This window comes from Curtobacterium sp. ISL-83 (assembly GCF_018613895.1).
Classification (GTDB): Bacteria; Actinomycetota; Actinomycetes; order Actinomycetales; family Microbacteriaceae; genus Curtobacterium.
This window is the reverse complement of the sequence record NZ_JAGGPH010000002.1, coordinates 65,100-91,375: the sequence shown is the minus strand read 5'-3', so window position 1 is coordinate 91,375 and position 26,276 is coordinate 65,100. Positions and strand designations below refer to the sequence as shown.

Here is a 26,276-nt window from a genome sequence, read left to right as displayed (position 1 = left end):
GTGGAACTCGCACTGGACCTGACCGGTCGCGCCGTCCTGGTGGTCGGCGACGCCGACCCGGTCAGGAGGATCGTGGCCCGGTCCGCCGCGTCCGGCGCCGTGGTGGACGTCCGGACACCCGGTGTGGCCCTGCAGTGGATGCGCGCGATCCCGGTCGCACGCACCCCGGGCTCGGTGCCTCCGGCGGTCGTGGTCTGGGCCGCCGACGCGCACCCCCTGCGGGAGGCCGTGCTCGCAGCGGCCCGGGCGCTCGGCGCGCTGGTCGCCGAGGAACGACCGCTCGCTCCGACGCCACGCGGCCACGTGACCCTGGTCGGTGGCGGCCCCGGGGAGCCGGACCTGGTCACCGTCGCCGGTCGTCGGGCCCTCGCTGACGCGGACGTCGTCCTGCACGACCGGCTGGGACCCCGCGACCACGTCGCGGCGCTCGCCCCGGGAGCGACGTTCGTCGACGTCGGCAAGACGCCCGGACACCACGCCGTCCCGCAGCGGGACATCGAGCGGATCATGCTCGAGCACGCTGCGCGCGGCCGCCGGGTCGTCAGGCTCAAGGGCGGCGACCCGTTCGTCTTCGGCCGCGGCGGTGAAGAGGTGCTCGCGTGCCGTGCGGCCGGGGTGCCGATCACCGTCGTGCCCGGCATCACGAGCGCCATCGCCGTGCCCGCCGAAGCAGGGGTCCCCGTCACGCACCGCGAGGTCGCGCGTGCCTTCACCGTGCTGTCCGGACACGTCCCGTTCAGCGAGGACGAGCTGCGCCACCTGGTCGGGCTCGGCGGCACGATCGTGGTGCTCATGGGCATCGGCACGGTCCACCACACGATGGCGGGACTCCGCCGGCACGGGATGTCGGCGGACGTGCCGGTCGTCTTCCTCGAGCGGGGGTACACGCCGGAGCAACGGACCGTGCTGACGACGCTGGGCGGGGCCGACCGTGCCGTCGCGCTCGAGGGCGTGCGGTCACCGGCCGTGATCGTGATCGGCGAGGTCGTCCGTCTCGCGCGGGACGCCGCGGCGGTGGACGGGATGGCGGCGGACCTCGCGCAGGCCGGGGTGCTCGCGCAGGCCGAAGTGCCCGCACGGGTCGGGGTGTCCGGGTGAGCGAGGGTCCCACCACGGCCGCTCCGGCGTTCCGACCCGACCAGCTCGACGGCTTCCGGATCGCGGTGACGTCCGACCGCCGCTCCGAGGACCTGATCGCCGCGTTCGAGCGGCGCGGTGCCGAGGTCGTCCACGCGCCGACCATCCGGATGACGGGTGCGCAGGACGACGAGGCCCTGGTCCACGAGACGCAGGCGGTCATCGACGCCGTGCCAGACGTCCTGCTCGCCACCACGTCCTACGGGGTGCGCCGCTGGTTCGAGGCGGCCGACGCCGCCGGACTCGGCGACGACCTGACCGATGTGCTGCGCGATGCGCGGATCCTCGTGCGGGGCCCGAAGGCGCGCGGAGCGGTCCGCGCCGCCGGGCTCGACGACCACGGCATGAGCGAGCGCGAGACGACGGCGTCGCTCGTCGACCAGGTCCTCCGTGAACCGGTCGCCGGGCGCGTGATCGCCGTCCAGCTGCACGGCCTGACCGACCCGATGCAGCTCGACCGCCTGCGCGACGCCGGAGCGCGCGTGCTGACCGTTTCGCCCTACCGGTGGACCGTCCACGAGAACGCCGACCGTGTGGAGCGTCTCATCGCCTCGACCTGCTCGGGCGGCATCGATGCGGTGACCTTCACGAGCGCCCCCGCGGTGGAGGCCCTGTTCTCCATCGCCGACGGGATCGGGCGGCTCGGGGAACTGCAGGCGGCGCTGCGTGACGGCGTCGTCAGCGCGGCGGTCGGCCCGGTGACCGCCGCGCCGCTCGTCGACGCGGGCATCCTGCCGATCGTGCCGGACCGGTTCCGGATGGGCGCGCTCATCCGGCTGCTCTGTGAGCACCTGGAACGCTCAGCGGTCGAGGTCGTCACCGAGGGCGGCGCACTCGAGCTCCGCGGCAACCGCGTCCGGATGGGTGACGACCGCGTGACCCTGAGTCCGGTCGGCCTCGCGCTGTTCACCGCTCTCGTGCGGGCCGACGGAGCCACGCTCTCACGGCGTGACCTGTCCGACGCCGCGCCGGGCGCGCTCGATGACCACGGCGTCGACGTCGCGATCAGCCGACTGCGGCAGTCGCTGCCCGCTGCCGACGTGATCGGCACCGTGATCAAGCGCGGCTACCGGCTGGCCGTGCGGTCCTGATCACGGGCGCGGGCCCGGTCGCGCTCTGTGTCTCGGGAACGTGCGCCGCGGACTGACGCGAGACCGTCCCGACCCGCCGTCAGGACCGGACGTACTCGCGGATGACGCTCCGGTGCGTCCGCACCTCTACCCCGGGGCGGAAGCCCAGGTCCTCGAGGTCCTCCATGCCGTACGTGTCGGTGTGCGTCGGTGTCGCGTACTCGACGAGCCACACGCGGTCGACGCCCGCGAAGCGCCCGAGTGCCGCCGCACGAGCCGGCGTCATCGCCGTGTCGCGCCAGGTCGTCGACCGGGCGTACGGGATCTGGAGCGTGACGTCGCGGACGTTCCGGAAGCCCTCCGGGTACGTGTGCTCGGCGAGCCGCGGCCGCTGCGAGGGCCGGGCGGACTCGTCGAACACGATCGCGTCCCCGGGCACGGCGCGGGCACCGATCGTGGCGCTGATCTCGGCCCAGTCGCTGTTGTTCTTCGCGTAGGGGGTCCGCTGCGAGGCCCACACCGGCGCGGCCGCGATGAGCACGACGACCACGGCGACGGCACTGATCACGGTCGGACGCCGGACTCGCTCGGCCAGCCACGCGATGCCACAGGCCATCAGGATCGCTGCCGCCGGCGCCGAGTAGGACATGTACCGGCCGGAGAACATCGGGTGGACCGCGCTCGCGAGGACCAGGATCGTCGTCGGCAGCACCAGCCAAGCCGCGCCGAGCAGGACGAGCGAGGGACCGGTGCGGGTCGTGGTCGGGGTCACCATCGGGGCCGCGATCGCCGTCGGACCGGTCGTCCGGACGGCGTCGCTCTGCGTGCGCCCGGCCCAGGCGCGAACCGCCGGCACGGCCGCGGCGAGGACGGCGATGAGGATGAGCGCCCAGGCGAGCAGGGCGAAGGGCACGCTCGTGAACCACAGGCCGACGGTCAACGACTTGAACGTGATCGTGGTGCGGTGCGCCAAGAAGGCGACCTGTCCGCGCTCGAGCAGACCGAAGACGATCACGGGTGACGCGAGCACGACCGCCGTCCCCGCGGCGAGTGCCCAGCGTCGGAGCACCGCCCGACCGGGGCGGGACGCGAGCACGACCGTCGCGTGCACGGCGAGCAGCAGGACGGAGAACATGAACGTCCAGATGCCGAGCGCGAGCAGGCCGGTGTACGCCCACCACCAGCGCTTGCCGTCGGACCGACCGGTGAGGATCCGCACGAGTACCCAGGCGGCCCAGGCAGCGATCGCGGCGCTGAAGGCGTAGGACCGGGCTTCCTCGCCCATGTACGTGACGCGCGGCAGGACGGCGCAGACGATGCCCGCGACGACGGCGAGCCGGTCGTCACGCAGTTCGTGGACGATGAGCACGACGGCGGCGGTCAGGAGCCCGACGGCGATGGCGGACGGGAACCGCACCGAGAACGGGGATGCCCCGAAGACGTCGACCCAGGCGTGCAGGCCGCCGTAGTACAGCCCGTGCACGGCGTCGACGTTGCCGAGCATCCGGAGCAGGCTCGGGATCGATCGCTGGGCGGACATGACGCTCGTGCCCTCGTCGCCCCAGAGCGACGGGATCCAGGAGCCGATCGCGGACAGCACCATCGCCACGACACCGAGCACCGCGGCCCGGCCGGCGATGCCAGCGGGGACGGCGGGCTCCTCCGTCCGGAGTCGCGCGACGGACTGCAGTGTGGGACCGACCATGGACCCATGGTCGCGCAGCCGCCTGAACGGTTCGCTAACGGACGACCGTCGCGGTGCCGTCGCCGAGCGCCTGGGTGAGCGATGCGACCGTCTCGGCCCCGCCGCCGCGTCCCCACTCGGTGACGCTCCCGGCCCTGGCGGCCGCGACCAGGGTCCTCCAGAACGGCGATCCGCCGGAGGCGTCGACGACCGCGTCGAAGCGGATGTCCGCGACGATCCGGTGCCATTCCCGACTCCACTTGCGCTCGGCGGCACGCCCGCGGACGAACCCCGATCCGTTGGTGTTCCCCTGCCGGACCAGCTGGCGGATCCGCGGGTCGAAGGCTGACTGGATCGTCAGGTACCACCGGCTGCGAGAGTCCGAGAGCAGCACCGAGACGTCGATCCGGTCGTGGTCCAGGGCGTTGAGGACCGCGACGACCTCGGCCGCCAGGGGTTCCCGCGCCGATGCCGGGACGACCACGAGCAGCGACTTCCGCGTCGGCGAACCCGGGTCGGTCGTGGTGGTCCGCGGATCGCCGCCGGCGCCCTGGTCGAACACCGCCCGGATCAGCCGCGCCGTCGCTCCGCCGTCGTCGTGGGCGCTCATCCGCTGCCGCATCGCGGCCCGGGCGCTGCCGTCGTCGGTCGTCGACGCCACCGCGGCACCGACCGCCTCGGGCGTCGTCACCCGCGGACCGGGCCACTCGGCCGTCGGGATCGCCAGGCCCCGGTAGGACGCGTACTCCTGGACGTCCGGGACGAAGAACACGATGGGCCGGTCGAGCGCCAGGAAGTCGAAGAAGATGCTCGAGTAGTCGGTCACGAGCGTGTCCGTGACCCCGAGCAGGACGTTCGTCGGGATGTCGTTCGGCACGAGGACCCCGCGTGCGCCCGCCCGCTGTGCCGCGAGGTGGTGCACGACCTGGTGGGTCTTCAGCAGGACGACGAACTCGGCCGGGTCGAGCGCGGCCTGCATCGCCGCGACGCGCTCGAGCAGCAGGTCCGCGTCGTCCTCGGGACGCGCGAACGACGTGCCCCGCCAGGTCGGCGCCCAGAGGACGATGCGGCGGTCGCCGACGTCGAGACCGCGGTCGACGAGGTCCGCTCGCACCGAGCGCACCGCGGCGGCGTCGAGGAACTGCCGGTCGATCCTGGGGTAGCCGGTCTCGAGCACCGGTCGGGCCATCACGCCGTCGAGCCGATGTGCGCGCCGGAACAGCACGTCCGTGGTGAACGCGTTCGGCGACACGAGGACGTCGGCCTGCAGGAAGTTGCGCAGGACGTTCGCGACGCGGGAGGCGGGGTCACCGATCTCGAACCCCATGTTCTTCAGGGGGGTCCCGTGCCAGGTGTTCACGTACGTCTGCTCGGGCCGCTTGTCGAACTGCCGGTCGAAGGTCGCGTTGCTGATCAGCCATCCCGCCGTCGCCATGGCGCGGACGGCCCCGGTCGAGCCCGGCTGGACGAACCGGACGCGCGGGTGGTCGCGGAACTCCTGGCGGACCGCGGCGTTGTCGTTCTCGTCGGACAGGCTCCACACGTGCCGGAGGTGCTGCCGGTCCGGGTCCGTCACGAGGGACCGGAAGACCGCCTCCGGACTGCACAGCACACCGTTGCCGTTGAACGACTCGTAGAACACGACGTTCCGGTCCACCGGGCGGGTGCGCCAGAACGCACGGACCTCCGACCGGAACCGGCGGTCGAACCGGCGGCGGGAAGCGGACGTTCCGGACGTGTTCATCCGGTGAATTCTACCTTCCGTGGGAGTGCCATCTTCGCGAATTCTGGGAATCGCGAGAGGATCATCCACGCGTGCCCAGCGGGGCACCTTGAGGGAGTGTGCATGAGTGTCATCGGTAGGGGTCGGCGTCTGGCCCGACGGGTCGTGCGGTCGACGTCGGTCGAGTGGTACTCGTACTGGCGGGCACAGCCGATCCGGTCCGGGACGGTCCTGTTCGAGTCCTTCGCCGGCAACGGTGCGGCGTGCAACCCCGAGGCGTTGTTCCGTGCCCTCCTGGCAGCGCCGGACCAGCAGCACCGCCAGCTCGTCTGGGCCCTCGCCCCGGGGCGGGGCGTCGAGCTGCGTCGGGAGTTCCGCGACCACCCCCGCGTGCGGTTCGTCGAGCGCGACTCCGCCGCCTACTGGCGGGTGCTCGGGACCGCCGGGACCCTCGTCAACAACGCGACCTTCCCGCCGGCCTTCGCACGCCGTGACGGCCAGGTGTACCTGAACACGTGGCACGGCACCCCCCTGAAGCGGATGGGGTTCGACGAGCCGGACGGCGCGACCGCGTCGGCGAACGTCCTGCGCAACTTCCTGAACGCCACCCACCTGCTGTCGCAGAGCCCGATGATGACGGAGCGCATGTACCGGGGCTCCTACCGGCTCACCGGCGTGTTCCAGGGCGAGGTGCTCGAGGTCGGGTACCCGCGGAACGACCGGACGGCCCTGTCCGCGCAGTCGGGCTCCACGGCCGCCACGACGACCGACGCCGAGCTCCGTCGGACCTTCCGCGACCGCGGCTTCGACGTCGACGGACGCGCCATCGTCCTGTATGCCCCGACCTGGCGCGGCGAACGGTTCAACCGGGCCGAGGACGACTCGCTCGAACTCGCCGCAACCGCCGACCGACTGCAGGCCGCACTCGACGAGCGGGGCGCCTCCGCGCTCGTCATCGTCCGCCCGCACCAGATCGTGGCGCAGGCGGCCGAGGCCGTGCCGGCCCTCCGCCAGCGCCTCGTGCCCGAGGACCTGCCGACCAACGCCGTGCTCGCCGCGACCGACGTGCTCATCTCGGACTACTCCTCGATCATCGTGGACTTCGTCGCCACCGGGCGCCCGATCGTCCTGGCGCACAGCGACCTCGCGACCTACGCGACCGACCGCGGACTCGACGTCGCCGACGACGAGTGGCCGGGCGTCCGCGCCACGACGCCGGACGAACTCGCCGACGCCGTCACCGCCGCGGTGCTCCGCGACCCCGCCGCCGCCCCGTCGGCCCACGACCGCGCGCTGGCGGACCTCTACGTCCCCCGTGACGACGGACACGCATCGGAACGCGTCCTGGACGCGGTGTTCCGTCCCGGAGCCGCGCAGGACGGCGTCGTCCGCCTGGGCACGCCCACCGCCACGCGGATCCTCCTGCACATCGGAGCGCTCCGCGACAACGGCATCACCACGGCTGCCATGAACCTGCTCCCCCGCCTCGCCGACGCCGGGTACGACGTCACGGTGACGCACCCGCACTTCGCGAGCCGGTCGAGCCTCCGGAACCGGCACCGGATCGACCCGCGCGTCCGCGTCCTCCAGCGCACCGGCGGCATGAACGGCTCGAAGACGGTGCAGGTCCTCCGGCGCGCAGCAGACCTCCGCGCCGACGCCCGGGCGCACGCACGGGTGCCGGCGCTGCGCCGCCTGTGGGACGACGAGTGGCGACGGTGCTTCGGCACCGCCGAGTTCGACGTCGTCGTCGACTTCTCCGGGTACGCGCCGTTCTGGGCGCAGCTCCTCCTGCACGCCCCGTCCGACCCGCTGTCCTCCGTGTGGCTGCACAACGACATCGAGTCCGAGGTCGACCGGCTCGTCGGGGGCCGCCCCACCATGCGGCGGTCGCTCCGGGCGATGATCGCCCTGTTCGGCGAGTTCGACCACGCCGTCTCGGTCTCGCCCGCGCTCAGCCGACGGAACGCCGCCCAGCTCGGCCACCGTGTCCGCGCGCACTGGACGTTCGCCCGGAACCTCATCGACGCGGGCTCCGTGCTCACGCGGTCGCAGGTCCCGATGGACACCGTGCTCCTCGAGGCACAGCCCCCGGCGGAGGTCGACTTCGTGCTCCCGGAGTGGGTCGCCGACCTCCGGACCCCCGGCGACCGCCGCTGGTTCGTCTCGCTCGGCCGGCTCTCCCCCGAGAAGAACCACGACCGCCTGCTCGACGCCTTCGCACTGGTCGCGCAGACCGACCCGGCCGCGCGCCTCCTGATCGTCGGTGACGGCCCGCTGCGGGCCCACCTGGAGGCGCGGGTCGCCGACCTGGGGATCGCCGACGTCGTCGTCTTCACCGGCACCCTGCCGAACCCGTACCCGCTGCTGGCCGCGGCGGAGTGCCTGGTGGTCTCGAGCAACTACGAGGGGCAGCCGATGGTGATCCTCGAGGCCGCCGTGCTCGGCAAGGCCGTCGTGTCGACGCGGTTCGCCTCCGCCGAGGACGCCCTGCCGGACGGTGGGATCGAGCTGGTCGACCTGACACCCCGCGGCCTCGCCGACGGCATGCTGGCGTTCCTCGCGGGCCGGGTCCCCCCGGTGTCCCTCGACGACGAGGCGTACAACAGCGCGGCGTTCGCCGAGTTCGTCGCGGCGACCACGACCCGCGAGGGCGTGTCAGCCGGCAGCACCGTGGCGGGGAGCGCTGCGGACGGCACCGTGGGTGGAAGCACCGCGGACGGGACCGCGACGAGCTGACGGCAGCGGCCCGGTCAGTCCCGGGTCGCCACGCCCTGCCGCAGCATCGACCGTGCCGTCCGAGCACGCGGGATCACCCACACCGCGCTCCACCCGCCGAGACCGACCCACAGGCCGATCAGCAGCAGGGTGAGGAGCGTGCCGTGCTGGTCGCGCATCGACCACGTCATGGGGATCCAGAACACGCTCATCACGACCTTGCCCCACCCCGCCTCGAGCCGTCCGGCCTGCGCCTGCAGCATCGGGACCCACATCTCCGCGGGGACGCCGAGCGGGATCTCGCGCTCGGTGATCCACCGTTCCACGAGGACGACGCGCTCGTATCCACCGTCCGACCCCCACGAGCGCAGCTGCACGACGACCGCGACGGCGGCCCCGGCGACCGCGCTGGGCAGCCCGACCGACACGAGCAGGCCGGGGGTCACCGCCAGCCACGACGACACGATCAGGACCACGAGGACCGTGGCGAAGGCGGCTCCGGCCACGGCGGACCCGAGCAGGCGCATCCGGCCGGCCTCGTCGATCACTCCCACGTCCTGCACGCGGCGAAGGTTACTCGGGGGATCCGGGTGCACGCGGTGCGCTCAGTGGGTGGGGACCTGGCCCGCGCGGAGCATCGCCTGTTCGAGGAGCTCCAGGTCGATGCCGACGTGCCGTCGTGCCACCACCCCGGCCTCGGCGGCGCGACCGCCGCACACGGCGTCGACGAGGGTCTCGTGTTCCCGGAGTGCCCGTACCTCCATCTCGACCATCCCCTCCGGTGTCCCCCACAGGTGCGCCGGAGCGGCGATCGAGATCTGCGACTCGAGTGCCGCCAACGTCCCACCGAGCACGTCGTTGCGAGCGGCCTCGATGATGGAGCGGTGCAGCACCGCATCGGCCTGCTGCTTGCCGAAACCGGACTCCGCCGACCGGAACGCCTCGAGTCGGTCCCGGATGGTCGCGGCCCCCGCGTCGGTGATGCGTTCGGCAGCTGCGGTTGCGAGGGCGCCGTGCAGCAGGGCGATCGCGTCGGCGGTGTCCCGGATGCCCGCCCATCGGGCCAGCAGGGTCCGACCCACCGAGTCGGACGACGAATCCGGCCACTGCGTCCGCACGAAGGTGCCGCCGCCCCTGCCGCGCCGGGTCTCGAGGAGCCCACGGTCGACGAGGCGTGATAGCGCGCCGCGGACGGTGACCCGGGCGACCCCGAGCAGGACGGCGAGTTCACGTTCCGGCGGAAGCCGGGAGCCGGGGAGGTACTCACCGACCGCGACCGCCGTGACGAGCCGGTCCTCGACCTCGTCGACCCGGGGTTCCGCCGCCCGATCCGTCACTCGTGTCCCCTCCCCGCTCCGCAACGCTGTTACGGCCACGTTAAAGCAGCCGTAATGGTCTTGTGCCAGACCTTTTCTCGGTCCATGCTGACCGTCATGGCCATCATCACCGAATCCGCGATGCCGTTCCAGGACGGCGAGACCTGGTTCCGGGTCACCACTCCGGACGACGCCGTCCCCGGTGCTCTGCCCCTGGTGGTCCTGCACGGCGGTCCCGGCATGGCGCACGACTACCTACGGAACCTCGCGGAGCTGGCCGACCAGACCGGTCGGACGGTCGTGCACCACGACCAGTTCGGTTGTGGTCGCAGTTCGCACCGGCCCGACGCCCCCGCCGAGTTCTGGACGCCGCAACTCTTCGTCGACGAGTACGCGGCCCTCGTCGAACACCTCGGGCTCGGGGAGCACCACGTGCTCGGACAGTCCTGGGGCGGCATGCTCGGTGCCGAGATCGCCGTGCGTCAGCCCGTCGGGCTCCGCAGCCTGGCGATCTGCAACTCCCCCGCCTCGATGCAGCTCTGGGTCGAGGGCGCGGCCGAGCTCCGGGCCGAGCTCCCTGCCGACGTGCAGGACGCCCTCACCCGGCACGAGGCAGACGGCACCGTCCAGGACCCCGAGTACCTCGCCGCCACCGAGGTGTTCTACGAACGCCACGTCTGCCGGGTGGTGCCGATGCCGCAGGACTTCGTCGACTCCGAGGCTCAGATGGAAGCAGAGCCGACCGTCTACCACACGATGAACGGGCCGAACGAGTTCCACGTCGTCGGCACCCTGCGTGACTGGACCGTCATCGACCGGCTCGACCGAGTGACCGTCCCGACCCTCGTCGTCGCCGGTGAGCACGACGAAGCGACCCCGGCCACCTGGACACCCTTCGTCGATCGGATCGCCGACGTCCGGCAGCACGTGTTCCCGGGCGCCAGCCACTGCTCACACCTGGAGCAACCCGAGGAGTTCCGCCGCGTCATCGCGGCGTTCCTCGCCGACCACGACGACCAGCTCACCGGCTGATCGGCACCGTCGGCCCCACCCTGACCGGCCCCACCCTCTCCGGCCCGACCCTCACCGGCGCGACCCAGCCGGACCCACTCCGACCGGTCCCACCCCGACCGGCCGCATCCCGGACGGGCGGCACCTCCCGCACCCCGCCACGTGCCTCCCGTTCGCCGCTCCCACCTCCGCACCGTCCCTCCACCCGAAACGGAACCGACCATGTCGCAGCAGCACAGCGAGCTCTCCGCGCAGCAGCAGCTCGAGGCCTACGGCTACAAGCAGGAGCTCAAGCGCTCCGTCTCCACCACCGACCTGCTCATCTACGGGCTGGTCTTCATGGTGCCGATCGCCCCGTGGGCGATCTTCGGCACCGTCTTCAACGCGTCGAAGGGCATGGTCCCGCTCGTCTACCTGGTCGGCCTCGTCGCGATGATCTTCACCGCGCTCGCGTACGCCCAGATGGCGAAATCGATCCCCCTCGCCGGCAGCGTGTTCTCGTACGTCGGTCGCGGGATCCACCCCACCGCCGGGTTCTTCGCCGGCTGGGCGATCTTGCTCGACTACCTGCTCGTCCCGACGCTGCTCTACGTGTTCGCGGCCGAGAGCATGATCGGCATCTTCCCGGGGACCCCGCGGTGGATGTGGGCGCTGCTGTTCGTGGCGATCAACACCGTGATCAACCTGCTCGGGGTCTCGTCCCTCAAGCTCGCGAACCGGATCTTCCTGCTCATCGAGCTCGTGTTCGTCGTGATCTTCGTCGTCATCGCGATCATCGCGCTGACCGGTGGCACGGTGCCGGGTTCCTCGTTCAGCACCGCCCAGGTGTGGGACCCCGCGAAGGTGTCCGCTCCGCTCATCGCGTCAGCACTCTCGATCGCGGTCCTGAGCTTCCTCGGCTTCGACGGCATCTCGACCCTTTCCGAGGAATCGACCGGTCGCCGCGGCGGCGCTGGTCTCGCGATGATCCTCGCGCTCGTGATCGTCGCGTTCCTGTTCGTCCTGCAGACGTGGCTCGCTTCCGCCCTCGCCGCCGGTCGCGACTCGTTCCCGGACAACGAGGTCGGCAACGCGTTCTTCGACGTCGTCCGCCAGGCATCGTCGAGCGGTTGGGCGACGGCGTTCTTCGCGGTGAACGTCCTCGCTATCGGCATCGCCAACGCGATGGCCGCCCAAGCTGCGACGAGCCGACTGCTGTTCTCGATGAGCCGCGATCGGCAGCTGCCGGCGTTCCTGCACAAGCTCAACGGCCGTCAGGTCCCGCAGAACGCGATCATCGTCGTCTCGGTGCTCTCCGCGATCCTCGTGCTGTTCTTCGTCGGCCAGATCGACACGATCTCGTCCCTGGTGAACTTCGGCGCGCTGTTCGGCTTCATGCTCCTGCACGTGTCGGTGTTCGTGCACCACATCGTCCGGGGCGGATCGCGGAACTGGCTGCTGCACCTCGTCGTCCCGCTGATCGGCTTCCTGATCATCGGGTACGTGCTGCTCAACGCCGCCGTCGAGGCCAAGGTCGGCGGCATCGTCTGGCTGATCGTCGGCGCCGGTGTCTTCCTGTACTACCGACGCACGGGCCGCCCGACCGACGTCGGAGCCGAGGAACCGAGCAGCCTCGGCGAAGGCGCGAACCCGCCCACCCCCACCACCACGGAGGACCACCGATGACCCCGGACCACTTCCTGCCGAACACGCTCGGCCGCCCCGGCTACACCGCCGACCGCGAGCCGGTCCTGACGATCGTCGCGGGCACCGGCGAGACGATCGGGTTCGAGACGACGGACGCGGTGTACGCAGAACTGGACCAGCACCACGACATGGCCCAGCTGTCAGCGCCGATCAACCCGGTCACCGGTCCCGTGTACGTGGAGGGCGCCGAGCCCGGTGACACGCTCGTGGTGACGATCCACGACATCCAGCTCACGACGCACGGGTGGTCGGTGTCGCTGCCCGGCTCCGGCGCGCTGCAACACGTGATGGGCGACCGCGTCTTCGCCCGCCGCTGCCCGATCGTGGACGGCCAGGTGCATGTCACCGACCGCCACGCGTTCCCCGTCCGGCCGATGATCGGGTGCATCGGGGTCGCACCGGCCGACGGTGAGAACTCCACGATCATGCCCGCGTACGCCGAGGGCGGGAACATGGACGTGACCGAGGCCCGCCCCGGCTCGTCCGTGCACCTGCCGGTCCGGGTCCCCGGAGCGCTCTTGTCGATCGGCGACATCCACGCGCTCATGGCGGAGGGTGAGTCGTCCTTCGTCGCCATCGAGGCGCAGGGCACGGCGATCGTCTCCGTCGAGGTCGTCAAGGGCGGCCCGGCGCTCCGGGCTCCCCGCATCGAGACCGACGACGAGTGGCTGTTCGTCGGGCTCGGCGACCCCGTGCAGGAGAGCATCCGCCGCGGGTACGAGGACGCCTTCGCCTTCCTCGTCGACGGGCACGGGTGGAAGGCCGAAGACGCGTACGCGGTACTCAGTGCCGTCGGTGACTCGAAGCTCGGTGGCCCGACCGGCTCGGGTTCGCCGGACCCGCTGCACCCGTTCGACGCAGTCGGCGCGGTCACCCTGCACCGGGTCCCGAAGTCGGTGCTCTGACCGCCCTGGAGGCGCGCGGCCGGTGACCGACGTCGGTCACCCGCACCGCGCCTCCAGACCGACCACCGGCTGGAGGCGGGCCTGGTGCGCCGTCACACGTCGTCGGTACTGTTCCGCCATGGGGTTCCCGGGGGAGGCGGACGGCGTACGTGGTGCGTCGTCCTCTCCGGGGCAACCCCGGGGAACGCAGGAACAGCTGACACACCCGCCCCGAGAGGCTCGGCGCGCTCCGCGCGCGCTCCCTCACGGCAGCACCGATCAGTCCCCCGGGAACCCCGGTCCGCTCGCCGAGGTCGCACAGGCGCTGGCGGACGCCTTCCTGACCGCCGACGACTGGTCGCGTCCGGCGCTCACGGCCGTCGGGTACGACGCGATCGGGGTGGAGCGCGCGATCGTCGGTCTCGCCGTCGGCGCCGCGCTCGATGCGTACCCGCGCGCACCGAGCGACGCACCCCGCCAACTGGCGCGTGTGCTGGCCGCGGCACCGCGCCTCCAGTCCGCGTACGCGGCCCGCGATCCCCGTGTCCGGCCCGTCCGGATCCTCGCTCGTCCGGTGGGCGCGGTCCGGGCCGGTCGGTCCGTCGACAGCCCGCTGCTCGTCGACACGGTGCCCGAACTCGCACGGGCGCTCGACCTGACCGTCGGTCACCTGCTGTGGCTCGCGGACCCGGGTGGATGGAACCGGCGGCCCGACGCCTCCAGTGCCCTGCACCACTACGGGTACGCGTGGATCCCGCGTGGCGGACGGACGCCGCGGCTCATCGAGAAGCCGAAACCCCTGCTCCGGCGCACGCAGCGGCTCCTGCTCGACGGGCTGCTCGGGGCGCTGCCGGTGCACGACGCCGCGCACGGCTTCGTCGCGGGGCGGAGCGCGGTCACCGGGGCGGCGGAGCACGTCGGCCGACAGGTCGTCGTGACCGTGGACCTCACCGCGTTCTTCGCGTCGGTGACCGCCGGGTCGGTCTTCGGGGTGTTCCGTACCGCCGGGTTCGCGGAGCCCGTCGCGCGGGTGCTCACCGGGCTCTGCACCGCCCGGGTGCCCGTGCACGCGCTCCGTACCATGCCCGACGGCGGATCTGTCGAGCACCGCTTCGCCCTGCGGCAGGCGCTCCGACTCCCCCACCTGCCCCAGGGTGCGCCGTCGTCGCCGGTGCTCGCGAACCTGTCGCTGCGGCACCTCGACGCCCGGCTGGCGGGCCTCGCCGCAGCGTCCGGAGCGACCTACACCCGGTACGCGGACGACCTGACGTTCAGCGGGGACGACCACTTCGCCGGCAGCGTGGACGGGTTCCTGCGCGCGGTGGGGCGGATCGTCGTGGAGCAGGGGCACACGATCAACCAGGCGAAGACCCGCGTGCGGCGCCGCGGACGACGGCAGTCGGTGACGGGGATCGTCGTGAACGAGCGTGTCGCGCCGGGACGGGCCGAGCACGACCGCCTGAAGGCGATCCTGCACAATTGCGCGGTGCACGGGCCGCAGGGTCAGAACCGGGCTGGGCACCCGGACTTCCGGGCACACCTGGAGGGGCGGATCACCTGGATGATGCAGCTGAACCCGGAGCGCGGGGCGCGGTTGCGGGCGGTGTTCGAGCGGATCGAGTGGGGGTGAGCGTTCGTGCGTTCGCCGCGTTCGTGGGTCCTGCGTTCGCGCGTCGGTCCTGCGTTCGCGCGTTCGTGGGTCATGCCGTTCGCGCGTTCGCCGTGGTGGTCCCGGTCGTCCCGGTCGTCAGCGGGTCGGCGCGGTGCCGGGTTCGCTGGACGACGCGCCGACCCGGCTGGCCGGTCGCAGGTCGCGGATCCGCTTTGCGGGCACCCCGCCGTACACGCCCCAAGACGCCAGGCGCCCGGTGACGACCGCTCCGGCCGCGACCACGACGTCGTCCTCGATGGTGGCACCGGGCAGGATCGTCACCCGCCCCCCGATCCACACACGCGAGCCGATGTGCACGGGCCGACCGACGGGGCTCATGCTCCAGTGCCCGTCCTCGTCGATCGGGTGGTCGCTCGTCGCGATGAGCGTCTGCATGCCGATGGCGGAGTAGTCGCCGATCGTCACGGGAGCGATGGCCTGGATCTGCACGTCGCTGTTCACGTAGACCCCGGTGCCGATCGTCAGGAAGCGGGGGCTGCCGGTGAGTTCGAAGCCGGAACCGGTGCTCGAGAGCGCGTGTGCACCGGCGCGGTTGAGGACGAACCGACGGACCGTGCGGGGCACGAAGTCGGATCCGATGAAGCGGGTCCAGATGGTGCGGTCCACGGCGAGGGCCATGTCCTCACGCAGCCGGGCGAGGAACGAGGTGCGGTCGTCAGGGTGTGCGGACATCGTGGGGATCCAGTCGTCAGGTGGTGCGACGAGAACGCACCTCATCCCACGCTACGTGTCCCTCGTTGTGGGGACAACGCGAGTGTGGGGAGCGTGCGGGATCGTTGCGGGGTCGCCACCAGGCGAGCCGGCGCTCACGTGCATCAGGAGCACTGTGCAGGATCGGCTCGCGATCAGCGCTCCCCGTGTGCACGACCGCGTCATCGCTGGCTCGGCGCCTCCGCGGGCACCCCGGCCCGACGGCTCGTCAGGTACAGGCGGTGGCTCGTGATGACCAGGCCCAGCCACCCGCTCCCGGTCGTCCATCCGACCAGGACGTCGGTGAACCAGTGCGCGCCGAGCAGGACCCGGCTGAGTCCGACGCCCGCCGCCGTGCCCGCGGCTGCCGCTGCGACGGCACCCTGACGGAACTTGCTCTTCTGCCGCAGCATCAGCAGGTACGCGAGCGTCCCGGCGATCGTCGTCGCGTTCAGGGTGTGACCCGACGGGAAGGACGGCGACGTCTCGTACGGCGAGATGGCGTCGGCCTTCGCCGGCCGGTTCCGCTTGATCATGTCCTTGCCGCTCAGGGTCATCAGCAGGGAGCCGGTGCCGGCGGCGACGAGGAGCGTCAGGGGCGTGCGCGTCCGGCCGCGCGCGGACAGCACCCCGCCCGCGGCGAGCGTCATGAGCGGCATCCCGACCGGTCCGAACACGTGGGCGATGGTGGCCGCGGTCGCGTCGAGCGCCGGGGAACGCAGCCGCTTCGCGGCCGCGAGGATCGGCGCGTCGAGCGACTGGATGCCGGTGCTCCCGGAGACGGCGGCGAAGATCCGGGAGGCGCTGTACGCGGTGGCGACGGAGATCGCCCCGCCGACGGTGAGGGAGACGATCAGCGCACCGTGGGCGCCGAGGCGCTCGCTGAGCTTGCGGTGTTCCTGCGCGAGCGTGCGGCCGACGGGGGTCGTCCAGTTGGTGACGTCACGGTCGGCGACGAACCGGTCGCTGGTCTCGGGGGTCGCACTGGAGGCGGGTTGGTCCATCCATGCAGTGTGTCCGCGTCCTCCTGACAGGACGTCGGCGTATCCGTGATGGTCAGTCGGCGGCCGCGTGCGATTCCAGGAACCGGTAGACCTCGCCGTCGTCCACGCCGGGGAACCGGCCCGTCGGCAACGGGGCGAGGACGTGCTCGCCGAGCTTGGCGCTGGGCCACGCACTCGCGTGCCACCGTTGTTCCAGCGCCGGGTCCGGGCGACGACAGCACGCCGGGTCCGGGCAGTCCGAGGCGCGCCGGACGGTCGTCTCGCGTCCGCGGAACCACTTCGCGTGGGCGAACGGCGTGCCGAGCGTGATGGAGAACTCGTCGTCGTCGGTTCCCGTCTGCACGCTGCACCAGTACGTCCCGGTCGGGGTGTCGGTGTACTGGTAGTGCTCCCGGGAGCGGTTGCGGCTCGCGAACGCGGTCCGGGCCGCCCACTTCGCGCAGACGATCTGCCCGACGATGCCGCCCTCCGCATCCGACGGGAACACGATCCCGTCGTTCTCGTACGCCTTGACGACAGCGCCGGACCGTCGGATGCGGACGAAGTGCACGGGCAGGTCGAGGAAACGTGTCGCCAGGCTCGTGAAGCGGTGCGCGGCGGTCTCGTGGGTCACCCCGTACGCGTCGCGGAGGTCTTCGAGCGCGATGTCGTGCTCGGCCTTGGCGTCCAGCAGGAACGGGACAGCCGTGTCCCGCGGCACCAGGCAGGCGGCCGCGAACGTCGTGATCTCGATGCGCTGCCGGAGGAACTCGGCGTAGTCGGCCGGCTCGCGATGCTGGAGCACCCGGTGTGCCAGCGCTTGCAGCGCCAGACTCCGGAGGCCGTGGCCACCAGGCGTCGTGGCCGGCGGCAGGTAGATGACCCCGTTCTCACGATCCGTGATGGTCCGCGTGGAGGCCGGCAGGTCGTCGACGTGGACGAGCCGGTACCCGAGGTGCTCTGCAAGGCGGGCCACGGTGTGGTGGGTCAACGGACCGGCCGGCCGGTCGATGGAGGCCATGAGGTCGGCCGCCCGGTCCTCGATGTCCTCGTGGTAGTTGTCGATCGCCTGGCCTTCGAGCCGCAGCGCGGTCATCGCCTGCCGACCGGCGACCTGGGTCGCGGCGGATTCACGCACGCGGGCGTCGAGGGCGGCGTGGAGCGCGACGATGCCGGCGAGCGCGTCGTCGGGCAGACTGCGCCGCGACTCGATCCGCGGGAGGCCGAGCCGCTCGAGCATCGGGGCGCTCTGGTAGTGCGCGAGTTCCAGTTCCAGCCGCGCTCGGTCCGTCGGAGGCTCGTCCTGCGTGAGCGTCGCGACGTCCGTGCCGAGGGCTGCGGCGATCCGGGTGAGCACCGAGAACTTCGGCTCGCGGAGGCCGTTCTCGATCATCGAGAGCTGGCTCGGCGCGAGCGACACGGCGCGCCCGAGGACCTCGAGGGTCATGGACCGCTCGGTCCGCATGTGCCGGATCCACTGGCCGAGCAGGAACACCGCAGGGGAAGGGGACGTCATCGTCTCGGTTTCTCGATCTGGGAAGAACACGTGTTCTTTCCGCGGCAGCGTACCGCCCGAGAGCCTCGATGCCCAGCAGCCTGGAGCGACCAGGACATCTCGACGAGGAGATCCCCCATGACGGACGCCCACCCAGTCCCCCGCCTCCGATCCGTGGCGATCGCGGAGCTGCCCCCGGGAGCCGAGCGCTCGGACGTCGCCGATCCACGGCTGGCCGACTGGGTGGCCCGCATCACGACGCTGACCCGTCCCGACGAGGTCGTCTGGTGCGACGGCTCGGACGCGGAGTGGAGGCGCCTGACGAGCGAGATGGTCGCTGCGGGCTCGCTCCTCCCGCTCGATCCGGTCGCGCACCCGGACAGCTTCCTCGCCCGGTCCGATCCGGACGACGTGGCGCGGATGGAAGACCGGACGTTCATCTGCTCCGTCCGTGAGGACGATGCCGGGCCGACGAACAACTGGCGGGAGCCCTCGGCCATGCACGCGGAGCTCGACGCGCTGTTCGCGGGGTGCATGCGCGGTCGGACGATGTACGTGGTGCCGTACTCGATGGGACCCGTCGGCGGGTCGATCTCGCAGGTCGGGGTGCAGGTCACCGATTCCCCGTACGCCGCGCTGTCGCTCGGCATCATGGCTCGTGTCGGCGATGCTGCGCTCGCTGCGATCGGTCCCGACGCGGAGTGGGTCGCGGGCGTGCACAGCGTCGGGTACCCGCTCCGCGATGGCGATGGCGATGGCGACGGCGACGGCGACGGCGATCGGGACGGACACGGCGGCACGCGACGGCGTGCGGACGTCGCATGGCCGAGCAACCCGGTGAAGTTCATCTCCCATTTCCCGGAGGAACGGGCGATCTGGTCGTTCGGGTCCGGGTACGGCGGGAACGCGCTGCTGTCCAAGAAGTGCTTCGCGCTGCGGATCGCCTCCGTGATGGGACGCGACGAGGGCTGGCTGGCGGAGCACATGCTCGTGCTGAAGCTGACACCGCCTGCGGGGCGGCCGGTGCACATGGCGGCGGCGTTCCCGAGCGCCTGCGGCAAGACGAACCTCGCGATGCTCCGACCGACGATCCCCGGGTGGACGGTGGAGACCATCGGTGACGACATCGCCTGGCTCCGGCCGGGCGCCGACGGCCGGCTGTTCGCGATCAACCCGGAAGCCGGGTTCTTCGGGGTCGCGCCCGGAACGTCCGTCGAGAGCAACCCCGTCGCGATCGAGACGATGCGGGAACACACCATCTTCACGAACGTCGCCGTGACCGAGGGCGGCGAGGTGTGGTGGGAGGGCAAGACGCCTACGCCGCCCGAGCACCTCATCGACTGGCGTGGAGCCCCGTGGACGCCGGAGACGGGGACGCCCGCTGCCCACCCGAACGCCCGCTTCACCGTTCCGATCGAGCAGTGCCCCACGCTCGCGTCCGACTGGTACGAACCCGACGGTGTGCCGATCGACGCGATCGTGTTCGGTGGTCGACGAGCGACGAACGTGCCGCTCGTCGTCGAGGCCGAGGACTGGACCCACGGCGTGTTCGTCGGCGCGACCATCGCCAGCGAGACGACCGCTGCCCAGGAGGGTGCGGTGGGCGAACTCCGCCGCGACCCGTTCGGCATGCTCCCGTTCGCCGGCTACAACATGGGCGACCACTGGCAGCACTGGCTCGACGTCGGCGAGGCGCTGGGCGAGCACGCGCCGAAGATCTTCCAGGTGAACTGGTTCCGGAAGGGCGCCGACGGTTCGTTCCTGTGGCCGGGGTTCGGGGAGAACAGCCGCGTGCTCGCCTGGATCGCGGGCCGCATCGCGGACGAGGCCGCCGGGGCCGCGACACCGATCGGGACGATCCCCGCGCCGGGATCGCTCGACCTCCGCGGGCTCGAGGTGAGCGACGACACCCTGGAGGCCCTGTTCGAGGTCGACCCGGGATCGTGGCTCGACGAGTGCGAGCAGACCGAGGCGTTCTTCGCCGCGCTCGGTGACCACGTGCCCGATGTCCTCCGCGACGAACTCGCTCGGCTCCGCGATCGGCTCGCAGCAGCACAGACCGACGCGGCCGTGCTGCCTCCGTCGGTCCGCGCATCTTCCGTCGGTCCGTGCTCCCTGACGGGGCGCCCCGACCGCCAGTAGGGTGAACCGGTGGACGCGTGTGCAGAGCTGGCTCGGCTCGCCGCGGATGTCGCGGAACAGGCTCAGTCCCCACGGGATTTCCTCGTCCGTCTCGGCCGAGCGGGCGCGGGCATCCGCCGGGGACCGCTGGGGATCCTGGACCTCGCGCGCGGCGGGCGGAACACCGTTCGTGGGACCGGCTTCCGCAGCGAGTACGACGACGGCACCCTCGGACAGGTCCGGCACTTCGCCGGCACGGCCGCCGGCGCGGCCCGCTTCGGTCCCGCGCTGACGCTGTGGCTGTCCGTGCACGTGACGCGGGACGACCCGGAGTCTCCCGACGGCCGCCTCAGCGCGCTCGCCGTGAGCTTCGCGCGCGACGTCCGGGCGGGCGTCATCAGCCCGGGCAGCGCCCCTGACTGGATCACGACCAACGTGTGCGCCGTGACCGGTCGCACCACCATCCACTGACCACCGGGCAGTCGTTGGCACTGGATCGGACTTGTTCACTTATTGAAACGTCCACTTTTCGAACGATCTCGTTCCCGGGCTGGTGACAGCCCCCGGATCGTCGTAACGTCGCAGCGCTGGGTGCACCTGTGTTCTCCCCGCCAGAACGATGTCCGCGATCGCGGAGCGCTGGCGGAACGAGACGGCCCGGTAGCGATGAGGCGTCCACAGCCTCACGGAAGGCCGGTCCCCTGATGACCGACACGACCCTGTTCCTCCAATCCGGCCCGTTCCATGCGGGCACCCCCCGAACCCCCGCTGCTCGCGCGTTCGACGACGTTTTCCCCGACCACGCGCGTGGTCGCGGAGCGTCCACGTCGTGACGGACGTGCAGACCGCGCCGGCTCCGATCGCTCCCTTGGTCGCCGTCGCGGGGACGGACACCAGCACCGCCATCCAGGACCTCGCCGGCATGTACGCGGGTCGTGCGTGGTACTCGTCGCACGTCGACTCCGACTACTGGTACAAGTACGTGGCCGTCGGCGACGACCAGCTGAGCATCCGACGCTCCCAGATGCACGGCTACCTCCGCGGCGACGTCGCCGTCGAGAACGAGGTCGTCGTGCAGTGGATCGACGCCGGCCGGGCACGGGTCGACGTCCGCCGGAACGAGGTGCAGATGCAGCTCGGCGTCCCGACACTGTTCCCGATCGAGCAGCGGTTCGAGATGGAGTACGAGGACTGGGACCAGCGCCTGGTGCACCTCAGCCGCGGGCTCGTCCTCGACGTCGCCGCCGAGCGCTACCTGACGGACGGTTCCCTCGCGTTCGACCGGTCCGCCACACCCAGCGTGGAGGCGGTGCTCCAGTGGCGTGGATCGATCACCGCCGCGATGGGCGCGCTCCGGGCGGACGGCACGGCATCGCTCGCGTGGCACGAGGCACAACGAGACGTCGCTCGTTCCCTGTTCGGCCTGTACCGGTTCGAGGGCGAGCCGCTCCCCCAGGGCTTCGGTGACCGGAGGAACGCCCACCTGCGTGCAGCGGTGGACTTCATCCACGAACACACCGCCGACTCCTTGACGGTCTCCGACATCGCGCTCGCCGCGGACCTCAGCGTCCGCGGCCTGCAGGAGTCCTTCCAACGCAGCCTCGGGCGCACCCCGATGAACTACCTGCGTCAGGTGCGGCTCCGCCGCGCCCACGCGGACCTGCTCACCGCGGACCCGGAGACCACCTCCGTCGCTGCCGTCGCGTCGCGGTGGGGGTTCACCCACCTCGGACGGTTCTCCAGCGAGTACCGCAAGCAGTTCGGCGACTACCCGAAACGGACACTCCGCCGCTGACGCCGGCCGCCGGTGCTCGCGACTGGGTGTCGATCACCGGTCGGTCAGGGGACGATCTCCCGGAACGGGCTTCAGGCGGTACCGAGTTCCTGGGCGAGCATCACGATGATGCCGCTCGGTCCGCGGAGGTACGTGAGCTTGTAGACGTCGCCGTACGTCGCCACGCCACGCAGCGGGCGGCAGCCGTGCCGTGCCGCGATCTCGAGTGCGGCGTCGATGTCGTCGACGGAGAACGCGATGCGGTGCATGCCGATCTCGTTCGGCCGGGTGGGCTCGGTCTCGATCGCGTGCGGGTGGAGGTACTCGAAGAGTTCGATCTGACCGTGACCGTCGGGCGTGGTGAGCACGGCGATCCTCGCGCGGTTGCCGTCCAGCCCGACGGCGGTGTCGGCCCAGTCCCCGCTGATCGTGTCGCGGCCCACGACCTGGAGGCCGAGGTCGGTGAAGAACGCGATCGTTGCTTCGATGTCGCGGACAGCGATCCCGACGTTCTCCAGCGTGATGGCCATGCGTCGCATGCTACCGAGGCGGTCGACCGCCGGACGGACGCGTTGCCTGGCCTGCCCGATCGGTCGGATACCGGACGGTGCGGCGGGGCTGCAGCACGGGACCATCCACCGGTCGCTCGTCATCGGCAGTGCACTGCAGGTTCTCAGCGACTGTCCGGTGCGGGGTCATCCCGCTCAGCGACCACTCGATGTGCGTCGGGTGCCGATATGCCCACCATTGCCGCGATGCGCGCTGCGCTGAGTTCCGGAGCAGTTCGATGCTGACGTGCGTGCGCCGCGATCGTGGTGGGGAGGGTCTGGTGCAGAACGTCGCGTGCTGCTCGGGGGGTTGTGTCGGCGCTGGCGAGGAGTGCTCGCGTCATCTCGATCGTCGCGTGTGCGAGGAACGCTGATGCGTCGCTATCCGGCGCCAGGGCAGCTGCCGCGGTCCCGAGGGTGGCGAAGTCCTGTTGCACCAGTTCGTACAACGGACTCGACCGGAGGTGGCGGCCTGCCCGAACGGCGTCAGCGATCGGCATGCCGATGTCGTCGTAGCTCATCAGGAAGGAGAAGTTGTCGCCCGGCCCGTCGAAGGCGAATTCGTACGACTGTGCGATGTCCTGGAAGAGGAGCTCGCCGGGCTTCTGAACGGTGATGTCGTCACCGTTGAGGTAGACGCTGGTTCCGACGTTCTGGTAGGTCACGGCGAACAGCTCTCGACCGCTGGCGCGGAGTGATGCCGGGCTACGGCTCAGCCGAAGGTCTGTGTCAGCGGTTCGGATGATCGTGTTGTGGTCTCCCACGTTCCAAGACTCCGTCTTGTTGCGGATGTGTTGGTCGGGACCAGCGTGCGTGACGCGAGTGGGGCCGGAAGCGGCGCTGAAGATCGCGCTCAGTGCGTCGTCGCGGTCGCCCGGAGGCAGCGCGGCGGTGTCGAGGAGCAGGACCATCAGCGCGCCGATCCGCGGTCGTCATCACGTGGCGGTTCGCCCGGACGATGACTCTCGACCTGGGCCATCCGCCACTCCCGGGGGCTCACGCCGTAGGCGGCGCGGAATCGGCGACTGAAGTGGCTGGGATCGCTGAATCCCCACCTTCGAGCGACGACCTCGATGGTGACGTTGACCGAGGCGGGGGCAGCGAGTTCGGCGCGCGCGTGGTCCAGTCGTTCCCGAAGGATCCATTCGTGCAGGTTCAGGTCAGAGCGGGCCCAGATCTTGTAGAGCTGTCGGATCGAGACGTGGTTGTCGCGTGCAATCCTCCGCGCGTCGAGAGAGGGGTCCCGGATGTGCTGTCTGACGTAGGCGAGGAGGGTGTCGTACTGCGTGTCATGGACGGCGTCACGAGCGCGCGGGTCCTCCCGATCGGTGCTCGCGAGGAGTGCCCGGGTGAGCTGGAGAGTCGACGCGGCCAGGAGCTCTGCTGCCTGGTCGCCCTCGGGGAGTTGCGCCGCGATGTCCGTCAGTCGGGCCATGTGCCCCTGCATCAGTCGGTACAGGGGACTGGTCCGCATCCGCCGTCCCGCCTCCATCGCAGCCGGAACGGAGAGCCCGAGGTCGTTGTGGCTGATCAGGAACGAAGCGTTGTCGACGTCGCTGTCGCCGGCGTACTCGTAGGGTCGTGCGACGTTCTCCAAGTACAGCTCACCCGCGGCGTGGGTGATGACCCCGTCGCGCTGGATGTAGGTGCTGGTGCCCCGATGCTGGAACGACAGGGCGAACAGGGGCCGACCCTCCGACCGGAGCTCCTGCGGTGTGCGCGTGAGCCGCATGCCCGACCCTGATGTCCTGATGAGCCCGTGCGACGGGCCCAGGGCCCAGAACTGTGTGGCGCTGTTGATCTGCTCGTCCGGCACCGAGTGGGTCACCCGGGTCGGGCCGGAAGCCTCCGAGATGAGCGCGGAGAGGGCGTCGTTGCGTTCGCCGCGAGGAAGGTGAGTCGAATCGAGCAGCATCACCACGGTGTCCACCCTTCGCACGACCCAAGCGGTCGGCATCAGCGTAGGCGCGACCCCGGAGCGGGACAACGCATGGTCCCGTGATCCGGGCGGCATCGGATCGTTCGTGCACGCACAGCACACCACGGTGCAGATCCAGCACGGGAACGGGGCTCGTACGGGCCGAGGCGCTGAGTCGGGGCAGCATCGTCCCATCACCGTGCACACACAGCACACATCAACGGTCCGCCCCGCCCGTACGGTCTGCATGACCCACCGATCTCGACCAGAAGGCGATCATGATGACCGGCAATCCGAGAAACCTCTCACTCGAACCCGCAGCCCAGGCACTCGTCGACGCCACGTCCGAGCCGCCGTTCCTCTACCAGCTGCCCCCGGAGCAAGGCCGGAAGGCCGTCGACGACCTCCAGTCCTCGGAGATCTGGAAGCCAGCCGTCGACGAGGAGTGGCTCGACGTTCCCGGCGGCCCGACGAGTTCGGTGAAGATCCGCATCGTGAAGCCGGCGGGTACCACCGCGACCTTGCCGGTGATCCTGTACACGCACGGCGCAGGGTGGGTCTTCGGTGACGCACACACACATGATCGTCTCGTTCGCGACCTCGCGGTCGGCGTGAACGCAGCAGTGGTGTTCCCCGAGTACGACCGCTCACCCGATGTGCAGTACCCCGTCGCGAACGAGCAGTCCTATGCGGCGGCGCAGTGGGTCACCGCCCACGGTGCCGAGCGAAACCTCGATCCGTCGCGGATCGCGATCGCCGGTGACTCGGTCGGCGGCAACATGGCCATCGCGTTGACGCTGATGGCGAAGGAACGGGGTGACGTGTCGTTCCTCGCGCAGGTGCTGTTCTATCCGGTCACCGATGCGCGCTTCGACACAGTCTCGTACCAGGACTTCGCCGCGGGCTACTACCTCGCTCTCGACGGCATGAAGTGGTTCTGGGACCAGTACACGACCAGTACCGATGACCGGAACGAGATAACCGTCTCGCCGCTCCGCGCGACGTCGGAGCAACTCGCAGGGCTCCCGGCCGCGCTCGTGATCAACGCGGAGGCGGACGTGCTCCGCGACGAGGGCGAAGCCTTCGCGGGGAAGCTCCGCAGTGCGGGCGTCCCGGTGACCCAGACGCGGTACGGGGCGACCGTGCACGACTTCGTGATGCTCAACTCGTTGCACGAAACCGCGGCAGCGAAGGCCGCGATCGCCCAGGCAATCGCGTTCCTCCAGACCGCGCTGCGCTCCTGATCCGGGTCAGCGACCGCACGCCGGTCGCCGTGCTGCTCCCCACAACCACCATCGAAAGGACCACGCTCATGGCACTCTCCGACCAACTCCTCGAACTCTCCGCGCGGGCGCAGCAGCTGGAAGCATCTGCTGCGGCCGTCAAGGAACGCGACCAGGCAGCCATCGCCAAGCGCAAGGCAGACCTGGAGGCTTCGGCCAGGGCGACCCGCGCTGCACTGCACACTGACTTCGTCGAAGCTGCCGATGCGGCGGAGACCGGTTGGGCCGACCAGCAGGCCGCGATCACGACGTCACTCGACACTCTCCGACAGCGCCGTGCAGAGCGCCATGCAGCACGGGTCGTCAAGCGAGCCGATCACGCCGCTGACCTCGCAGAGGCAGATGCCCTCGACGACGTCACCTTCGCCATCGACGCCATCACCGCGGCTGAGTACTCCGTCCTCGACGCCGTCGATGCTCGCGCTGCTGCCGACGCCGAGGAGCACGCCGCTCACTGACGCCATCAGCGCTCGTGTGGCTGCCCGTCCGGCAGCCGCACGAGCGTTCGGCCCCATGGCGGCAGACGGCAGCCAGCAGCCAGCAGCCAGCAGCCAGCAGCAACG

At 71.0% G+C, this 26,276-nt stretch carries 22 protein-coding genes; 12 read left to right on the top strand and 10 right to left on the bottom strand.

Features of this window, described 5'->3' with window-relative positions; genetic code table 11:
* Positions 1 to 1,098, top strand: a complete 1,098-nt coding sequence (gene cobA / locus J7E22_RS00685; protein WP_214977936.1) for a uroporphyrinogen-III C-methyltransferase — start codon at positions 1 to 3, stop codon at positions 1,096 to 1,098.
* The gene (locus J7E22_RS00680) at positions 1,095 to 2,228 is read left to right on the top strand and encodes a uroporphyrinogen-III synthase (protein WP_214977934.1); all 1,134 of its coding nucleotides are present in this window, start codon (positions 1,095 to 1,097) and stop codon (positions 2,226 to 2,228) included. Before cobA ends, J7E22_RS00680 begins: the two co-directional genes overlap by 4 nt.
* 79 nt (positions 2,229 to 2,307) lie before the next feature.
* Here the strand turns inward: J7E22_RS00680 and J7E22_RS00675 are convergent, their stop codons facing one another.
* Both J7E22_RS00675 and J7E22_RS00670 read right to left on the bottom strand, forming a co-directional pair.
* Positions 2,308 to 3,912 carry a glycosyltransferase family 39 protein gene (locus tag J7E22_RS00675; protein WP_214977932.1) on the bottom strand — a complete coding sequence of 535 codons (1,605 nt, stop codon included), beginning with the start codon at positions 3,910 to 3,912 and terminating at the stop codon, positions 2,308 to 2,310.
* Positions 3,913 to 3,946: 34 nt separating this feature from the next.
* Entirely contained in the window at positions 3,947 to 5,635 is a 1,689-nt protein-coding gene (locus J7E22_RS00670; protein WP_214977930.1) for a CDP-glycerol glycerophosphotransferase family protein, read from the bottom strand.
* A gap of 102 nt (positions 5,636 to 5,737) precedes the next feature.
* On the opposite strand from J7E22_RS00670, the gene J7E22_RS00665 reads away from it, so the two are divergent.
* Positions 5,738 to 8,353: a glycosyltransferase gene (locus J7E22_RS00665; RefSeq protein ID WP_214977928.1), complete on the top strand. Its 2,616-nt coding sequence runs from the start codon at positions 5,738 to 5,740 to the stop codon at positions 8,351 to 8,353.
* 14 nt (positions 8,354 to 8,367) lie between these two features.
* Here J7E22_RS00665 and J7E22_RS00660 read toward each other — a convergent pair whose 3' ends face one another.
* Together J7E22_RS00660 and J7E22_RS00655 are read right to left on the bottom strand one after the other, a co-directional pair.
* Positions 8,368 to 8,895, bottom strand: a complete 528-nt coding sequence (locus tag J7E22_RS00660; RefSeq protein ID WP_214977926.1) for a hypothetical protein — start codon at positions 8,893 to 8,895, stop codon at positions 8,368 to 8,370.
* Positions 8,896 to 8,937: 42 nt separating this feature from the next.
* Positions 8,938 to 9,669, bottom strand: coding sequence for a FadR/GntR family transcriptional regulator (locus tag J7E22_RS00655; protein WP_214977924.1), 732 nt, complete (start codon positions 9,667 to 9,669; stop codon positions 8,938 to 8,940).
* A 96-nt stretch (positions 9,670 to 9,765) separates the two neighbouring features.
* On the opposite strand from J7E22_RS00655, the gene J7E22_RS00650 reads away from it, so the two are divergent.
* The 4 genes from J7E22_RS00650 (at position 9,766) to J7E22_RS00635 (ending at position 14,859) form a co-directional block, all read left to right on the top strand.
* Positions 9,766 to 10,680, top strand: coding sequence for a proline iminopeptidase-family hydrolase (locus J7E22_RS00650; protein ID WP_251008536.1), 915 nt, complete (start codon positions 9,766 to 9,768; stop codon positions 10,678 to 10,680).
* A gap of 201 nt (positions 10,681 to 10,881) precedes the next feature.
* A complete protein-coding gene (locus J7E22_RS00645; RefSeq protein WP_251008535.1) occupies positions 10,882 to 12,324 on the top strand; it encodes an APC family permease in 1,443 nt (480 codons plus the stop codon).
* Positions 12,321 to 13,250 carry an acetamidase/formamidase family protein gene (locus tag J7E22_RS00640; RefSeq protein WP_214977921.1) on the top strand — a complete coding sequence of 310 codons (930 nt, stop codon included), beginning with the start codon at positions 12,321 to 12,323 and terminating at the stop codon, positions 13,248 to 13,250. The genes J7E22_RS00645 and J7E22_RS00640 overlap by 4 nt, the downstream gene beginning before the upstream one ends.
* 118 nt (positions 13,251 to 13,368) lie before the next feature.
* Complete coding sequence (locus J7E22_RS00635; protein WP_214977919.1) at positions 13,369 to 14,859, top strand: reverse transcriptase family protein; 1,491 nt, start codon at positions 13,369 to 13,371, stop codon at positions 14,857 to 14,859.
* A 117-nt stretch (positions 14,860 to 14,976) separates the two neighbouring features.
* On the opposite strand, the gene J7E22_RS00630 is transcribed toward J7E22_RS00635, so the two are convergent.
* From J7E22_RS00630 to J7E22_RS00620, 3 genes are all read right to left on the bottom strand, one after another.
* Positions 14,977 to 15,573: a DapH/DapD/GlmU-related protein gene (locus J7E22_RS00630; RefSeq protein ID WP_214977917.1), complete on the bottom strand. Its 597-nt coding sequence runs from the start codon at positions 15,571 to 15,573 to the stop codon at positions 14,977 to 14,979.
* A gap of 200 nt (positions 15,574 to 15,773) precedes the next feature.
* Positions 15,774 to 16,595, bottom strand: a complete 822-nt coding sequence (locus J7E22_RS00625; RefSeq protein WP_214977915.1) for a phosphatase PAP2 family protein — start codon at positions 16,593 to 16,595, stop codon at positions 15,774 to 15,776.
* Positions 16,596 to 16,647: 52 nt separating this feature from the next.
* Positions 16,648 to 18,090, bottom strand: coding sequence for a helix-turn-helix transcriptional regulator (locus J7E22_RS00620; protein WP_214977913.1), 1,443 nt, complete (start codon positions 18,088 to 18,090; stop codon positions 16,648 to 16,650).
* Between the two features lie 117 nt (positions 18,091 to 18,207).
* Here J7E22_RS00620 and J7E22_RS00615 point away from each other — a divergent pair, with 117 nt between their 5' ends.
* The 3 genes from J7E22_RS00615 to J7E22_RS18065 all read left to right on the top strand — a co-directional run bounded on the left by J7E22_RS00615 (position 18,208) and on the right by J7E22_RS18065 (position 21,985).
* Positions 18,208 to 20,211 (top strand): phosphoenolpyruvate carboxykinase (GTP), encoded by a 2,004-nt coding sequence (locus tag J7E22_RS00615; protein WP_214977912.1) that lies wholly within the window; start codon positions 18,208 to 18,210, stop codon positions 20,209 to 20,211.
* Positions 20,212 to 20,220: 9 nt separating this feature from the next.
* Entirely contained in the window at positions 20,221 to 20,661 is a 441-nt protein-coding gene (locus tag J7E22_RS00610; protein ID WP_214977910.1) for a hypothetical protein, read from the top strand.
* A gap of 358 nt (positions 20,662 to 21,019) precedes the next feature.
* Complete coding sequence (locus J7E22_RS18065; protein WP_214977907.1) at positions 21,020 to 21,985, top strand: AraC family transcriptional regulator; 966 nt, start codon at positions 21,020 to 21,022, stop codon at positions 21,983 to 21,985.
* A 71-nt stretch (positions 21,986 to 22,056) separates the two neighbouring features.
* Here J7E22_RS18065 and J7E22_RS00600 read toward each other — a convergent pair whose 3' ends face one another.
* The 3 genes from J7E22_RS00600 to J7E22_RS00590 all read right to left on the bottom strand — a co-directional run bounded on the left by J7E22_RS00600 (position 22,057) and on the right by J7E22_RS00590 (position 24,427).
* Entirely contained in the window at positions 22,057 to 22,494 is a 438-nt protein-coding gene (locus J7E22_RS00600; protein WP_214977905.1) for a VOC family protein, read from the bottom strand.
* 143 nt (positions 22,495 to 22,637) lie between these two features.
* Positions 22,638 to 23,423 carry a hypothetical protein gene (locus J7E22_RS00595; RefSeq protein ID WP_214977903.1) on the bottom strand — a complete coding sequence of 262 codons (786 nt, stop codon included), beginning with the start codon at positions 23,421 to 23,423 and terminating at the stop codon, positions 22,638 to 22,640.
* A complete protein-coding gene (locus J7E22_RS00590) occupies positions 23,423 to 24,427 on the bottom strand; it encodes a helix-turn-helix domain-containing protein (RefSeq protein WP_251008551.1) in 1,005 nt (334 codons plus the stop codon). Before J7E22_RS00590 ends, J7E22_RS00595 begins: the two co-directional genes overlap by 1 nt.
* A 284-nt stretch (positions 24,428 to 24,711) precedes the next feature.
* Between J7E22_RS00590 and J7E22_RS00585 the strand changes: the two genes are divergently transcribed.
* Entirely contained in the window at positions 24,712 to 25,674 is a 963-nt protein-coding gene (locus tag J7E22_RS00585) for an alpha/beta hydrolase (RefSeq protein WP_251008534.1), read from the top strand.
* Positions 25,675 to 25,742: 68 nt separating this feature from the next.
* Entirely contained in the window at positions 25,743 to 26,171 is a 429-nt protein-coding gene (locus J7E22_RS00580; RefSeq protein ID WP_214977897.1) for a hypothetical protein, read from the top strand.
* The last annotated feature ends 105 nt before the right edge of the window (positions 26,172 to 26,276 follow it).